At 38.7% G+C, this 16,742-nt stretch carries 10 protein-coding genes; 7 read left to right on the forward strand and 3 right to left on the reverse strand.

Annotated features, from left to right (window positions below):
* Positions 1-299: 299 nt before the first annotated feature.
* Positions 300-878 carry a helix-turn-helix transcriptional regulator gene (locus tag U735_RS0107215; RefSeq protein WP_031443179.1) on the reverse strand — a complete coding sequence of 193 codons (579 nt, stop codon included), beginning with the start codon at positions 876-878 and terminating at the stop codon, positions 300-302.
* Between the two features lie 76 nt (positions 879-954).
* Between U735_RS0107215 and U735_RS25700 the strand changes: the two genes are divergently transcribed.
* Positions 955-1,221, forward strand: coding sequence for a transposase (locus tag U735_RS25700; protein ID WP_031443010.1), 267 nt, complete (start codon positions 955-957; stop codon positions 1,219-1,221).
* 35 nt (positions 1,222-1,256) lie between these two features.
* Complete coding sequence (locus U735_RS25540; protein WP_232233225.1) at positions 1,257-2,099, forward strand: IS3 family transposase; 843 nt, start codon at positions 1,257-1,259, stop codon at positions 2,097-2,099.
* Positions 2,100-2,110: 11 nt separating this feature from the next.
* Here the strand turns inward: U735_RS25540 and U735_RS0107230 are convergent, their stop codons facing one another.
* Positions 2,111-3,226, reverse strand: a complete 1,116-nt coding sequence (locus U735_RS0107230; protein ID WP_031443180.1) for a tetratricopeptide repeat protein — start codon at positions 3,224-3,226, stop codon at positions 2,111-2,113.
* 235 nt (positions 3,227-3,461) lie between these two features.
* Here U735_RS0107230 and U735_RS0107235 point away from each other — a divergent pair, with 235 nt between their 5' ends.
* The 4 genes from U735_RS0107235 to U735_RS0107250 all read left to right on the forward strand — a co-directional run bounded on the left by U735_RS0107235 (position 3,462) and on the right by U735_RS0107250 (position 13,125).
* Complete coding sequence (locus U735_RS0107235; RefSeq protein WP_051891900.1) at positions 3,462-5,483, forward strand: MGH1-like glycoside hydrolase domain-containing protein; 2,022 nt, start codon at positions 3,462-3,464, stop codon at positions 5,481-5,483.
* 11 nt (positions 5,484-5,494) lie between these two features.
* Positions 5,495-8,524, forward strand: a complete 3,030-nt coding sequence (locus tag U735_RS0107240) for an aminotransferase class III-fold pyridoxal phosphate-dependent enzyme (protein ID WP_031443182.1) — start codon at positions 5,495-5,497, stop codon at positions 8,522-8,524.
* Positions 8,525-8,545: 21 nt separating this feature from the next.
* On the forward strand, positions 8,546-11,680 hold the full coding sequence (locus tag U735_RS0107245) for a glycoside hydrolase family 2 TIM barrel-domain containing protein (RefSeq protein ID WP_031443183.1): 3,135 nt from the start codon (positions 8,546-8,548) through the stop codon (positions 11,678-11,680).
* A 131-nt stretch (positions 11,681-11,811) separates the two neighbouring features.
* Positions 11,812-13,125 (forward strand): APC family permease, encoded by a 1,314-nt coding sequence (locus U735_RS0107250; protein WP_031443184.1) that lies wholly within the window; start codon positions 11,812-11,814, stop codon positions 13,123-13,125.
* Positions 13,126-13,147: 22 nt separating this feature from the next.
* Here the strand turns inward: U735_RS0107250 and U735_RS0107255 are convergent, their stop codons facing one another.
* Positions 13,148-13,372 (reverse strand): tyrosine-type recombinase/integrase, encoded by a 225-nt coding sequence (locus U735_RS0107255; protein WP_031443185.1) that lies wholly within the window; start codon positions 13,370-13,372, stop codon positions 13,148-13,150.
* Between the two features lie 471 nt (positions 13,373-13,843).
* On the opposite strand from U735_RS0107255, the gene U735_RS0107260 reads away from it, so the two are divergent.
* Positions 13,844-16,588: a substrate-binding domain-containing protein gene (locus U735_RS0107260; RefSeq protein WP_031443186.1), complete on the forward strand. Its 2,745-nt coding sequence runs from the start codon at positions 13,844-13,846 to the stop codon at positions 16,586-16,588.
* The last annotated feature ends 154 nt before the right edge of the window (positions 16,589-16,742 follow it).

The raw sequence follows: 16,742 nt of genomic DNA on the forward strand, positions 1-16,742 counted from the left end.
ATTATTAAGTTTATGTTAGTCAACGCTCATAGTCCAAAATTTGGCATGAGCTTTAGTTTCATCAAATATTGTTTTATTATCATTCAAAACCTCAAAAATCACCTTTACTTGACCTTTACAGCACGCTTAAAGGCCCACTGCTTAAGGGTTAGAGAGGAAATGCATACAATTGAAAAGTGAAAAGGAAGTCGCGGTTTATATTAGAATCAATTATCTGCAAGGCAAGATCTGTGGATCTGCAGAGAAATAGTTGTTCTCCTGAAAAAAGGTAAAGTTGTATGTGCTTAAATTATGAAGGCTTAGATGTTTTCGAGAAAACTGACAAGATTTTCTTTTTTACCTATATTCAGCTTTTTCCTTAATCGATGTCTACCAATTTCAACAGAATTCGAAGAAATATTATTAATGTTTGCTATTTCTTTGGAGCTGAGTTTGAGCTTAACTTGTACGGCAAGTTGAATATCTTTATCAGTTAAATGAGGGTATTTCTCTTTAATTCTAAATAAGAAATCGCTTTGTAACGTTTCTACGTTAGTATGAAATCTTTGTATATCCTCATTAAAGTCAAACTTAAATGTATATTCCTTTATGAGTCTATTGATGTCTTTTTTTAATTGATTAATATCAGTAGAATTTAGGCTTTTAAAGGAATTTGTAAGGTCTTTGTAAATAGATGTTCTTTGGGATATAAACAAAGCTAGATTTGTAAGCTCTTTCATCCGAAATTCTAATTTGTGCTCAAGGTTCTCCCTTAAAAGCGATTGTGTTTTTAGTTTTTCTATGGACAGCTTTTGGTTTTGTTGGTATATAGCTTTTTTCTTTTTTATATTATTCCAAAGTGAAGCTATTATTAGAATTGCAATTATAACTAATAACAAAGAACCAATTGTAGGCTTCCCTAAAAATAGGACAGTATAAAATTCGAATTTATTAATTTTAAATTTTAACTGTCACATGAAAAGAACAAAATTTACGGAAAGCCAGATTGTCAAGGCACTAAGGGAAAACGAACAGGGAAGATCCGTTGGCGATATTTCCAGGGAACTGGGTATCGACAAAAGTACATTTTACTACTGGCGCAAGAAATACGGAGGTATGGAGCAGCAGCAACTGAAACGTCTAAAGGAGCTCGAAGAAGAGAACAATAGGCTAAAACAAATGTATGCGGATGTTAGTCTGGACAATAAAATGTTAAAGGACGTTTTGTCAAAAAAGTTCTAAGGCCTTCCGACAAGAGAGTTCGAGCAAAATATCTCATCAAACAATATACGGTTCCCATATTACGTGCGTGTAAACTTGTTGATTTAAGCAGATCAATGTGGTATTACCAAAGTAGACGGGATGACAGCGAAGTCATCGACAAGCTAACCGAGTTGGCCGAATCATATCCGACCCGGGGTTTTGATGAGTATTATCATAAGATCCGTCGTGAGGGCCTAAAATGGAATCGAAAGCGTGTGTTGCGTGTGTACCGCAATATGAAGCTGGGCCTTAGGCGCAAGCACAAGAAACGTTTGGTAAAACGTGTAAAGCAACCCTTGGAAGCACCTTCACAGCTCAATGAATGCTGGAGCATGGACTTTATGAGCGATGCGCTTAGCGATGGCAGAAAAGTACGCGTATTCAACGTTATTGACGACTGTAACCGTGAAGCTATCGCCATTGATGCCGGACTATCCTATCCGGCACGGGCGGTCATTGAAACATTGGAAAACCTGAAAGAAGATATAGGGACTCCCAAATATATAAGATGTGATAACGGACCGGAATTTATCTCAAAGACATTTATGAACTGGTGTAAAAAGAACTTTATAGAAATCAAATACACCCAACCTGGAAAACCGATGCAGAACGGATACATAGAACGGTTCAACCGCTTTTTTAGAGAAGACATATTGGACGCTTATTATTTTAATGACGTATATCAGCTCCAAAAGATAAGCGATAACTGGCGGGAGGACTATAATTTTAACCACCCACATAAATCTCTGGGCAATAAATCGCCCAAAGAATATATGCCCAGATTTGATGAAGAATTTAAATTCTTCATCAAATCTGACCTAAACAACAATTATTTATCGAATTTAGAGGTGTCCTAAAAAGGGGAAGGCTACACAATTAATAATGATTTCTTTTTTTGGGCCTCCAAATTTCTTTGTTGCTCCAATAGCTTAATTTGGGATGCTCTTCGTTCGTCTTCGTAGCGAATCCGCATATCGGTCAACTTTTCGCTTTTATTGCTGGAGAAAATTTCTGAATTCCCCTCAGCATATTTCTTAAAGTAATTTAATGCTTCCTTATAATCTTGTTTAGCCAGAAAATAATCGGACATAATCCTATCATTTTCAACTATCCATTCCTTATTGTCCATTAATCCCTCCATTAGGGATCTCGACTCCTTTAATTGCCGGTAAGATTTATCAAAATCACCTAGCTTAAGATTCACTATTGCAAGTTCGTTCAGAATATGGACCTTGTTCTGCTGGTCCTTAATTTCATTTGAAATGTCCAAGGAAGATTCCAAATAAACTGTGGCAGAGTCGGGTTCATTTATTTTACGATAACAAATACCTATGTTTTTCATGGTCTCTGCAATCCTGTCCTTATTATTGAACTCTTTCTTTAAATCCAATGAATTCTTGAAAAAAGATAGTGCCAAATTACAATCCCCTTTGCGTTCATGAATTAACCCCAAACTGTTATAGCTGTAGGCAATTCGTTGTTTATCCCCTATTTTTTCGTGAATTTTTAAAGTCTCCGTATGGTAATCAAGAGCCTTGTCAAAATAACCAATATCAAAGTATAACCATCCTAGGGTACGCAAGGTAAAAGCCAGATCATAAAGGTTATTCAAGTCTTTCCTGATCTCCAATGATTGTAATCCATATTGTAAGGCTTTATCATAAAAATCATTGAACAGATATCCTTGGCAAAGATTGATAAGCGCTAAACCTTCTTGTTCCTTATCATTGGATTCCCGGGATAAAAGCATAGCCTCATAGGCGTATTCTATGGTTTTGTTGGGGTCTATGGACCAATAAATTTCTGCAACCCTATTTAGTACTGGTGTTTTTTCCTTGCCACTAGTATATGGTAATATTGATAGGAGGCTATCTAATTCTATTTGGGAATCGCTCGGATTTTCATCCCATATATTGGTTTGAGAATGCACATTGAAACCTATGAGCAAGAGAATTATAAAAATAGGTCTTGTCAATTTTTTCATGTGCGGAGATTTATTCGTAAAAATTAATGTGCGTATGTGTACATACAGTTTTACTAGCGCTAGTGGTTACAAATATCTAAATTATAAACGGATATCCTTTTTACAAAAGTTAAAATGATAGGCCAAGTAAAGGTCAAGTAAAGGTAGTTTTTGGCTTATTTAAAGAAATTAATTCAATTTTTGTTCTTGTCCGATATGAAAAGAAAATTTAAACCCCTATATCAAAATTGAAACAATGGATTTTAGAAATGTAATTAAATGTTTTGTTGCTGTAGTATTGTTAATTGGTTGTAGGAATGCTATGAAGCCAACTGAACGCGACAGACAAATCCATGCATTAAATTTCAGTGAAGACATTTTGGATTTCCGAATTACACCAAAAGATTCGACGGATAAATCGGGTCTGATGTTTTCTGATCAAGGGGCTTGGTTCGGTTATGGTTTATCTGATTCAACTGAATTTTTGGGAGACTTTTCCGGGCCTTTTCTATTGACGCAGCAAAATGGAATTTGGTCAAGTAAATCCCTTGCATCGATTAGGATTGTTATCGGTGGACGTCCAGTATATTTTAAAAAGGAAAATATAATAGAACAGAAAAGTTATTCAAGCCATTTGGAGCAAACGTTTAGAGCAGATGGGGTTATACTAAAAAGTACACTTATTTATTTAAATGGTCATACGGCATTGATTAAATATGCTTTCACAAATAAGGAGGAATTCATAAAGCAACTAACTTATAATTGGACCAATGACCCTTTGTTGACCAATAGTTTAAACTTAGTTTCCAAAGGAAATAATCTCACAATAAGTTCAAGCAAATCAAATGCCTTGGGTATTATAACTTTTCCAAAACCTACTGTTGTCAGTACCTCTGATAAAGGTTATACTACAGCATCTCAGGAATTGGAACTTAACCCTGGTCAGACCAAGGAAATTGTGGTTGCACAAACATTTATTTTTCCTGAATATTCATGGGAGGAAGAAAAAAAGTCAATAGAAAACCAGAACTTCGACTCAATTTTTAATGCACGGCTACAGGAAAAAGATAGTCAACTAAAGGCACTTATTGAAAATAAAAAACCACAATTCAAGGAAAATAAATATTCCGTAGTATTGGCCAAAGCTCACCTGACCTTGCAGAACAATTGGCGTATTGCCGCAGGTCAATTAAAACATCAAGGATTGTTTCCGAGCTATCATTATGAATGGTTCCATGGGTTTTGGTCATGGGATTCCTGGAAGCATGCTGCGGGGCTTTCCCGATTTGCCCCCGACCTTGCCAAGGACCAAGTAAGGGCTATGTTCGATTATCAAACGGATGATGGATTTGTGTTGGATTGTATCTACAGGGACACTACTATTGAAAATTATAATTATAGGGATACTAAACCGCCCTTGGCTGCTTGGGCCGTAGCAGAAATTATTAAGAGGGATAAGGATTATGTTTTTTTGGAAGAAATCTATCCCAAGCTTATAAGATACCATAACTGGTGGTATGCCAAACGCGACCATGACAAAGATGGTTTATGTGAATATGGTTCAACCGATGGCACCGTTTTGGCAGCAAAATGGGAAAGTGGTATGGACAACGCAATTCGATTTGATTTCTCGGAAATTTTAAAAAATTCCCATGGAGCGTATTCCCTCAATCAAGAAAGTGTAGACTTGAATTCATATTTGTATGCAGAAAAGCTCTATTTGGCACAATTGGGAGAAATCTTAGGTAAAAATGAAGAGGCATATGAGCTTATGTCCGGTGCTTCAAAGTTGAAAAGTATGATCCAAGACCAATTTTATGATAAGGAGGATGGCTGGTTTTACGATACGAGTATAGACGGTTCCCATTTCATTAAGGGAGCAGGAAGTGAAGGTTGGACGGCCTTATGGGCCGAGGCTGCTTCTGTGGAACAAGCGGAGGCTGTAAAAGATAAGATGATGGATGAACAAAAGTTTTTTACCAAAGTCCCCTTTCAGACCATGTCCAAGGACCACCCCAAATTTGACCCCCTAAATGGGTATTGGCGTGGACCAAACTGGCTGGATCAAGCTTATTTTGGGATTAAGGGACTACGGAATTACGAATACGACACGGAAGCGGACAAGGCAACTCTTCAAATAATGGATGGTGCTACTGGACTTTTGGAAAAAGGGAAATCGATTAGGGAAAATTATCACCCTATAACAGGAGAGGGTAGGGAAGCTCAAAACTTTAGTTGGAGTGCGGCCCATATTATTTTGATGTTGACCGAGGACTAAAAAAGGATTTAATGGAATATAGCAAGATTAGAATAACTGTAGATCAGGCCATAAAAATTGCCCTTGAGAATTTTAACATTCAAGGTACGGCCAAGCCATTGCCAGGGGAAATCGATTTTAATTTTAAGATCGATGCAACGGACGGAGCGGAATATATTTTAAAAGTCTCCCGTCCAGACGAGAACGCGGATTATTTGGGTTTTCAACAGAAATTGCTGCTATATGCCAATGATCAAGCAAAGGATTTAACTGTACCTAAGGTTATTCGGGATAGACAGGGGAATCTGATTTCGGAAATTAAGGATGAATACGGAAATATTAGAAAGGTACGCCTTCTGTCCTGGATATCAGGTAGGGTGTGGAGCACGGTAAACCCACAATTGGATAATCTTCGGGAAAGTCTAGGGGGGCAATGTGGGAGACTTACCCGGGCATTGCAGGGTTTTGACCATCCCGAGGCCCATCGGAAATTTGTTTGGGATATAGCGGAAGGGGCTTGGACAACGGATTATCTCCACCTCTTTAGAAATGGTGACAAAGATGTTATTTCCTATTTTCAAAATCAATTTAAACAGGCACAGACCAACTATTCCATATTACGGAAGGCAGTGGTTCACAACGATGCCAACGACAATAATGTGATTGTTTCCCAGGACTTGGTCCATCCCAAAGTGGTCTCTGCCATAGATTTCGGGGATTCGGTATATACGCAGATAATCAATGACCTGGCCGTGGCCTGTGCCTATGCCATCATGGGGCACAATGATCCGTTGGAAGCGGCAATACCAATTGTACGGGGCTATCACCGTTCATTTCCTTTAGAAGAGAATGAATTGGAACATTTGTATATGGCCATCGCGATGCGCTTGGTGATATCCGTTACCAAATCGGCCATCAATAAAAAGGAGGAACCGGACAATACCTATCTCCTGATAAGTGAAAAACCGGCATGGGAGTTATTGCGGAAGTGGAAGGATGTAAACGCCGATTTTGCGCACTATAGTTTTAGGGAGGCATGTGGATTTACAGCACACCCAAAAGAAGAAACATTCGCGGCATGGGCCAAAAAGCAGAACCTTTCTCTGGATAAACTATTTCCCACTATAGGTTCCAACAGTATACATCCCCTAGATTTAAGTGTGTCCAGTAAATGGATAGGGCATGAAATGGACTTTAATGACCTGGATTTTTTTCAGTATAAGCTCAATAAATTGCAGCACAAACACCCTACAAGAATTTTGGCAGGAGGTTATTTGGAGCCGAGGCCCATTTACACTACATCCTCTTATGATAAAATAGGGAACACCGGAAGGGAGAGCAGGAGTATTCATTTAGGGGTCGATTTTTGGTTGCCGGCAGATACCCCTGTGCATGCCCTTTTTGACGGGGAAGTGGTTACCGCTTTCAATGATAAAGGGGATAAGGAATACGGCGGATTGGTCATTTTAAAACATCGGGAAGAAGGCTCGGAGTTTTATACGCTTTACGGGCATTTGTCCGTGGCCAGTGCTACAAATTATGAGGTTGGAACCAAAATAAAGGCTGGCGATGTCATAGGCGTTTTGGGGAACTGGCCAGAGAACGGTAATTGGGCCCCACATCTACATTTTCAGATCATGCTGTCCATGCTGCAATATAAGATCGATTTTCCCGGAGTGGCATACCAAAGCCAGCTTGCCGTATGGAAAAGTCTTTGTCCGGATCCCAATCTTTTGTTCAAGACCAAGGGTCTTGTGGAAAGGCAAGCTACCTCCAATTCGGACATCATCGACTATAGAAAACAACATTTGGGCAAAAGTCTGAGCCTGCAATACAAGGTGCCCATTAAAATGGTACGTGGGGCAGGACAGTACCTAATGGACCAATACGGAAGAAAATATCTGGACACCGTGAACAATGTGGCCCATGTGGGGCACGAACATCCTGATGTGGTAAGGGCAGGGCAGGAACAAATGGCCCTGATCAATACCAATAGCCGCTATTTGCACGAGAACATAAACGAGCTGGCCAAGGAACTGTTGGCGACCCTGCCACCAGAATTAGGTGTACTCCATTTTGTGAATTCGGGCAGTGAGGCCAATGAGCTGGCCATCCGTATGGTAAAGGCGGCCACTGGGGAAAAGGATATAATTGCCTCCGAAGTAGGCTACCACGGAAATACCAATATGTGCATCGATATAAGTTCCTATAAGTTTGATGGCAAAGGAGGCAGGGGCGCCCCGGAACACACCCATATTTTTCCCTTGCCCGATGCCTTTAGGGGAAAATACCGCGGGGAAAACACAGGCGAACCATATGCAGAGGAGGTGAAGGTGCAAATAGATAAGATTCATGCCAAGGGACGGGGAGTAGGGGCCTTTATCATAGAGCCGATTATTAGCTGTGGGGGACAGATAGAGTTACCGGAAGGATTCTTGGCCAAGGCCTATCAATACGTGAAGGAAGCGGGAGGCCTCTGTATCTCGGATGAGGTGCAGGTAGGTTGTGGGCGTATGGGCAGTACCTTTTGGGGCTTTCAACTACATGGGGTAGTTCCTGATATTGTTACCATAGGCAAACCTTTGGGCAATGGACATCCCCTGGCCGCGGTAGCCTGTACCCAAGAAGTAGCTGAAAAATTTGCCAACGGAATGGAGTATTTTAACACTTTTGGGGGAAATCCAGTTTCCTGTGCCATTGGTGCCGAGGTTCTAAGGGTGGTAAAACGGGAGAAGCTACAGGCACATGCCTTGGAGGTCGGAAACTATCTGAAGAAAGAACTTATGGACTTGGCATTGAACTTTCCAATTATCGGAGATGTAAGGGGACAGGGTCTTTTTTTAGGGATAGAGTTGGTGAACGCTAAAAGGAAACCTTTGGCGGCCCAGACCGATTATTTGGCCAACCGTATGAAGGACCACGGTATTCTTATGAGCACGGATGGCCCGGACAATAATGTATTAAAGATCAAACCTCCTATGGTCTTTAGTCAAAAAAATGCCGAGGAACTTATTTTTTACCTCAGAAAAATTTTGGCCGAAGATTTTATGATAACCTATTAATTATTTGATACCGTATTATTGATGAAATTACAACTTCTAATATTATCTTTTGCGCTCACTTTTTTGAGCTGCAAACAAAATCTATTGCCCTCTGTTCCAGAGCAATTAAACCATCACAATCATAAGGTTTTTGAGGAAAACAAATTACCACCTAGAGCTACTTTTTTTGGATTTGAAAATAAGTTAAAACCGGATAAGGAAAACTCAAGGCGTTTTTTGAGTTTAAATGGCGACTGGAAATTCAATTTTGTAAAAGACCCCAGGCTAAGACCTAGTACTTTTCAAAATGTAAAATTTGATGATAGTGATTGGGATACAATCCAAGTTCCCGCCAATTGGGAAGTGGAGGGTTACGATCATCCCATTTACTTGGATGAGCGTTATCCGTTTGATGCTCAATGGCCCAATGTGCCCAAGGATTACAACCCTGTGGGGACCTATCGCAAGGAAGTTTGGCTCGCCCATGAATTTTTGACGGAGGACGTTATTCTGCATTTTGGAGGGGCCAAATCTGCCATGTATGTATATGTCAATGGTCAATATGTGGGCTATTCCCAAGGTAGCAAGACACCAGCCGAATTCGATATTACCCAGCATTTAAAGGTTGGAAAGAATATTATCGCCTTGCAATTATTTAGGTGGAGTGATGCCAGTTATTTGGAAAGCCAGGATATGTTACGGATGAGCGGTATTGAAAGGGAAGTTTATCTTTATACCAGACCAAAGGTATTTATAACAGATTTTTACGCATATACCAATTTGGACGACACTTATACCCATGGAATATTTAGGGATACGGTGTTTCTTCAAAATAACTCTAAAGAATTGGCGCAAAGAAGCTTACGGATAGAACTTTTTGATGGTAAGGAGATAGTGTACAGATCTGAGGAAAAAATCCAAATTCCACCCTCATCCAAGATTAATTTTCAAACAGAAAAAGTTGTTGAAAATGTAAAAAAATGGTCAGCCGAACTACCCAATCTGTACCAACTTATTATTTCTTTGGAAGATTCTGAGAATTCCAATAACAATCAGTTCGTAAAACGTAATATTGGTTTTAAAAGGGTAGAAGTCAAGAACAGTCAAGTTCTTATAAACGGAAAGCAGATTTATATACGAGGTGTCAATAGACATGAAACCGACCCTTTGACAGGGCATGTAGTATCCAGGGCATCAATGGAAAAGGATATTAAGCTCATAAAGCAGAATAATATTAATGCCGTGCGCAGCTCACATTACCCAAACGATCCCTATTGGTTAGATCTGTGTGATACTTATGGTTTGTATGTGGTTGATGAAGCCAATATAGAAAGCCACCCATTGGCCATTGATAAGAATACCCAGATAGGAAATGAAATGAGTTGGTTACCTGCACATATGATGCGTACCCAACGCATGTATTTTCGTGATAGAAACCACCCCTCCATATACTCTTGGTCTTTGGGGAATGAAGCTGGGGAAGGGGAGATTTTTAGAACTATGTACAAATGGTTAAAAGATCAGGATGATAATAGAATAGTGCAATATGAGCCTGCCGGAAAGGAGGATTATACAGATTTGTACTGTCCAATGTACCCGAAACCCGAATATCTAATTGAACATGGAAATTCGGATTCGGACAAGCCGTCAATAATGATCGAATACGCACACGCCATGGGCAATTCTGTAGGTAATTTGCAGGACTATTGGGATATTATTGAAAAATACCCTAATCTACAGGGTGGGTATATTTGGGATTGGGTGGATCAAAGTCTAGAATATTTGGATAAGGATGGTAAACCCTATTTCGCTTATGGACATGATTACCATCCCGATTTACCAACAGACGGGAATTTTTTGAACAATGGATTGGTAGATCCATATCGTAATCCACATCCTCATCTTACAGAAGTTAAAAAGGTATATGAGCCAGTTCAGTTTGAATACTTGGAAAAAGGAATTATTGAGATAGAGAACAAAAATTTCTTTGCTGATTTGTCGGATAAAGAGTTGAAAATTAAAATTCTCAAAAATGGAGTAGAGGTATTTCAAGACTCTGAGAAAAATTTGGATGTAGCACCGCAGGAATCTAGAAAAATTCAAATTAATAATTTTCCTGATATCAATGATTCAGCCAAGGAATACATACTCGAAATAAGCCTTGTTCATAAAAATAATTCGCCCTTAATACCACAAGGTTATGAGGTGGCGTGGGATCAATTTGTACTTCAGAAGGGTGCATTTGGTCCAGCACCAACAACTGCTGGTACAATGATGACTATCAAAGAATCTGGAGAAACCATAATTATGGCCAATGACGAGGTCCACTTGGAAATTAATGGCAAAAGTGGAGAAATTATATCATGGATCTTTAAAGGGAACAATATTACAGACCAATCCATTCGTCCCAATTTTTGGAGGCCACCAACCGATAATGATCTAGGCAACGGTATGCATGAATGGGCCAAAATATGGCAGGATGCTAGCTATAACTATACAGCTAGATTATTAGCGCAGCCTTCAATATCCAATACAGGAATCGAATTTAAAGTCGCTTATATGTTGCCGAACAATGAGGCCGAAGTTACAGCCGATTATAAAATTTTCGCAACCGGCACTTTGAGCATAAACTATTATTTTGAACCTAACCATAAAAGTCTACCCGTTATTCCAAGATTGGGAATGTACTTGATACTGCCAAAAGATTACACCGAAGTGTCTTGGTATGGAAAAGGGCCTACCGAAAGTTATTGGGACAGGAAAACCGGACTTAAAATTGGCATCCACAAAGGAAAGGTTGAAGATCAATTCCATAGATATATGCGGCCTCAGGAAACTGGAAATAAAACAGAGGTTCGCTGGATGCAATTGACTTCAAATGAGTTGATCTTGACTCTGGAAAGCAATGTTTTGTTGAATTCCAGTGTTTGGCCTTTTGGAATGAAAGAAATAGACTTTAAAAGTGATCAAGCAGGAGTGTCAGCTTCAGGATTGGTTCCTGTTACCAAAAGACATGGTGCGGATATTAAGTTGGGAAAGTCTGTACAATGGAATATAGATCTGTTGCAAATGGGAGTAGGTGGAGATAATTCATGGGGAAGCAAGGTACATGACGAATATACGATTCATCCCATACCTTATAGTTACTCGTTTTCCATAGAACCAACTATAAGATAGCAGGGAGTATACAATTAGGCTGCAAGCTGATAGAAGGGAAGCTTCGCTAACCCTGTTTTAGGATAATATTTACCGGACTTGGTGGGAATTAATAACTATGGTCAGATAGCTATAGGATAAAATAATTTAGAATGACTGAAAAAGAAGAGGGGTTAAAAAGAAAAATAGGAACATGGGGTCTTAGTGCCAATTTGATAAACATCATGATAGGTGCGGGCATATTTGTATTGCCAGCAATTGTCGCGGCCGGACTGGGATCTGCAAGTGTTCTTGCCTATCTTTTTTGTGGTTTATTAATTGCTTTGGTAATGCTATGTTTTGCGGAAATAGGAAGTAAAATAACCCAAACAGGTGGAGCCTATGCATATATAGAACGAACCTTTGGCAAGTATTTAGGATTTATAGCAGCCATTCTTTTTTTAGTGGCAACCATATCTGCAGATGCTGCAGTGGCCAATACAATAGTGGATATATTGGGTACCTTAAACCCAATATTTGAGGTGAGAATTATAAAAATTTTCTTTTTTCTCGTTCTTTTTTCAGGTTTAGGTTATATCAATATCATTGGGGTGAAAGAAGGCATACGATTGGTGAAATTCATAACCATAGCCAAAATAGCTCCCTTATTGGTATTGATATGTTTATCATGGAGCAATGTGGAAATTGTAAATCTTGCGTGGGATAATACGCCAACTGTAATGGATGTGGGAGAGATATCTTTGATACTATTCTTTGCTTTTCAGGGTGCGGAATCCGGCCTTTCAGTCAGCGGTGAGGTAAGGTACCCCAATAGGACTATTCCTAGGGCAATACTTATAAGTATAACAGTAGTCTTACTTTTATATATTTTGATTCAAACAGCCGCGCAGGGAATATTGGGAGATACATTGTCCGATTTTAAAGAAAATCCATTGGGAGAAGTGGCAAGCAAAATATTTGGCCCAATTGGTTTCACATTGATCACTATAGGGGCCGTAGTTTCCATGTTCGGAAATTTGAGTAGCGAAATATTAAGTATGCCCAGGTTGCTCTTTAGGGCCGCAAAGGATAATGTAATACCAATAAAATTGGCATCTAGAGTACATGAAAAATTTGCCACTCCTTATCTAGCAATTATAATGTATGTTGGGCTTTGTTTTTTATTTGCTTCAATTGGGGGGTTTAGGCAGTTGGCCATTATATCCAGCGCGTCTATTTTACTAATATACCTGGGAGTAGCATTGGCAGTGATTAAATTGAGGAAATCGGGTGGGGGAGTTGTCCGTTCAAATTCCTTCAGAATACCTGGAGGATATCTTGTCCCAATTATAGCTGTTCTGGTTATTTTATTCTTTTTGTCCAATCTGTCATTTAATGAATTATTCGCCCTTGGCATTTTTATTGGGGTATTATCCATAATCTATTATATTATTGATAATGTAAGTCATAATAAAGAAGGGAATTAAAAGGGATTGTTTGGATAGATGTTTAGGATACAACAAGCTCATTGGCCTCATCCAATACATGGTTGGTGAAACTCTTTAAGTAGATCTGTGTTGTTTTAAGGGAGTTGTGACCCAATCCTTCACTGATTACCTCTGTGGGTATCCCCATGAATTTGGCTATGGTGGCCCAGGAATGGTTATTGGTATAGGTGGTAAAATGTTCTTCGATACCTGCATCCTTAGCAATAGTCTTGAGATGGCCGTTCATCCTTCTGCGCAGGGATTTGTATTTATCGTAATACTACTAATGCCATCATAATTTTCAACATTGAACATGAAGGATCACTGTAGGTAATCCTTCTGCCATCACAACACGAAACCTCATATAAACAGGGGGGGGTGTCATTTTTGTTAGAATAATTCTTTAAAATGTGTATAGTTATTGGATTTAAAATTACTTTTATACTTATTGATATCAATTGCACTATTTTGAATGCAAAATAGTGATCCCTAATTTTAAAGTCTTCAACCCCAGTCGTATTTATTCATTCCGGTTACACTGGAGATCAAGGACCTATCTGAATTTTAGACATGGGTACAATTGCAGTATAGGAATGGATTAAATCCTAAATCATAATTATTATGTACTCTTTTTCCTGAGCTAATCACTAGAATTTAATTGGAGAATTTACATGATTGTTTCCAATTTCATTAAGTTTACATTTTAACCCAACATTTAATGAGGTTCCAAAGCGTTTTTTTTCTTTTTATCGTGGTCTTTATTTCTTTATTCCACTCCTGTTCCTACCGGAATGATGAGGCGGAAATAAGGATTGGGTTTTCCCAAGCCATGATAGCCGACGAATGGAGGCAGTCCATGAACAATGCCATGGAGCTGCAGGCTTCTTTATATCCCAATGTAACTTTAAGTATTTCCAATGCAGACTATAACGTTGAAAATCAAATTAAACAGCTTAAGGAATTTATAGCGGCCGATGTGGATATTATAATAGTCTCCCCAATACAATCCAAGCCAATAACTCCTATTGTGGAAGAAGCAATGAAGGCCGGCATCCCTGTATTGGTAGTAGATAGAAAAACGGATAATCAAAAATATACCGCTTATGTGGGAGCAGATAACATTGAAGTGGGCAGAAATGCAGCAAAGATTATAGTTTCTAATTTGCCTGATTCACTAAAAGTTGTTGAAATCAGGGGCTTGTCCGGATCTTCACCTGCAGAGGAAAGGAGTCTGGGATTCCATCAGATTTTGGATAAATTCCCGAGTATAGAATTTATGGGAACCATTCAGGGTGATTGGGAGAAAGAGTCCATTACCGGAGGTTTTAAGGAACTCTTGCAGGAAATGGGACCGGTCGACTATGTTTTTGTCCACAACGATAGAATGGCCTTGGGTGCCTGGGAGGTAGCCAGGAATTTGGGTATTGAGGATCAAATTAAAATAATAGGTGTCGATGGTCTTAATGGGCCCAATGGAGGTATTCAATTGGTGAAGGAGGGAGTGCTGAACGCTACCATACTATATCCTACTGGAGGCGATGAGGCCATAAAGACAGCCTTGAAAATCTTGAATGATGAGATTGTACCTGTAAATAATATCCTTAGTACTACAGTAATCGATAGGTTTAATGCAGAAATAATGCAAAACCAGTTGAATAAGATAAATGAGCAGCAAACCCTCTTGGAATCACAGGTTACCGCGGTAAAAAGACAAAAGGAACTCTACTATTCACAAAATAATATTTTAAAGATCATACTGGGGTTTTCCTTTATTATTCTTGGTCTTGCTGTTTATAGCATATATTCCAAAATTGCGATTGCCAAGAAAAATAGGCAATTGGAGCTCACCAATAGAAAAATTACGGTCCAAAGAAATCAAATAGAGAAAATCGCCAACGAGGTAAAGGAAAGTAATGAGGCCAGGATGAATTTTTTTACAGGGCTGTCCCATGAGTTTAAGACACCTATTACATTAATTATGAGTTCAATAGAATCCTTAAGGGATTGGCAAAGGCAAAAAGGTTTTAAAACTGGGTTTGAAGTTGAGCTGATTCAAAATAATTCCAACCGGCTGCTCAGGTTGATAAATAATTTATTGGATTTTAGAAAGGTGGAGGACCAAAAATTCAATGTTAGGGCTTCAAAAACAAATATTTTTAAATTCTCCAATAATATATTTAGCGAGTTTAAAGTAGAGGCCAGAAAAAGAGGAATAAAATTTAATATTACTTCAAATAATGAAGATTTGGAGCTGTTTATAGACCGGAATTTAATGGATAAGGTCTACTTCAACCTTTTGTCCAACGCCTTTAAATTTACACCGGACAATGGACGGATCGATATTGAAATTCTTGACAATTTGGATGGGAGTTTGGTAACTATTCATTTTAAGGATAATGGCATAGGTATACCGGAAAACGAACTGGAGTTTGTGTTTACACCTTTTTTTAAGGGTTCCAATAATAGAAAAAATAGCTCAGGAGTTGGCTTGCATCTGAGCAAACAATTTGTAGAATTGCATCTTGGTAAAATAGAAGTCAAATCCCATCACGGGACGGAATTCATTATAACCCTCTTTAAAGGGGATACCCATTTTAATGAGGATCAAATTGTGGTAGATCCTGAATTAGTGGATACGACCCTTATCAATTTTTCGGATGAGATTAGCCTGGATGAAGGCTCAGTTGGGTTGGAGGGCCAAAATAGGGAGGAACAACATTCCATTCTGTTGATTGAGGATAATCGTGATTTAACATTTTTTTTGAACAACAAATTGGGCAGTGAGTACGAAATGTTAATTTCAGATGGAACCGATGGACTCACAATGGCATATGAACATATTCCCGATGTTATCTTGTGCGATGTTAATTTATCCGATAAGAGTGGATTCGAAATTTGCCAAATTCTTAAGAGCGATCTGCGAACCTCTCATATACCTATAATCCTCTTGACCGCTCTAAGCAACAAAGAATCATTTATAAAAGGGCTTGAATGTGGGGCCGATTTATATTTGACAAAGCCCTTCAATTACTCCATCTTAACCCAATCTATAAAGTCGTTGCTCTATAATAGGGAAAAATTAAGGTATTACTATACTAACAATATCCATAAAATAGACCAGGTACATTCCTTTGGCGATCCAGAGCAATTGTTTGTGAGACAATTAAATCAACAGATAAAGTCCAATTTGGACAACACCAATTTTTCCGTGGAGAATCTGGCCGATGCCCTGAACATTTCTAGAGTTCAATTGTATAGAAAGGTTAAGGCCATGTTAGGAATAAGCGTGAGCGATTATATTTCCAATTACAGACTGGAAAAGGCAAAATCTATGCTTGAATCCACTAATTATTCCATTTCTGAAATCGGGTACGCTACAGGTTTTTCTTCACCAAATTACTTTTCTACTGCCTTTAAAGGCAAATTTGGGGTAACTCCCGGGGCCTATAAAAAATCTCTTTAAGAAGTTTTTCGTTTTTGCTTCAATTTTAATGTATCAATTTTAGAGACACGGGTAACATCAGTGTAATTGACTAACTATGGGAATGTTAAATTAATTCACTTAAGTGTCTGATAATTAATATGTTAGTATTTTATATTGAAATGTTAACTAAATC

This window comes from Arenibacter algicola (assembly GCF_000733925.1).
In the GTDB taxonomy this organism is placed as follows: Bacteria; Bacteroidota; Bacteroidia; order Flavobacteriales; family Flavobacteriaceae; genus Arenibacter; species Arenibacter algicola.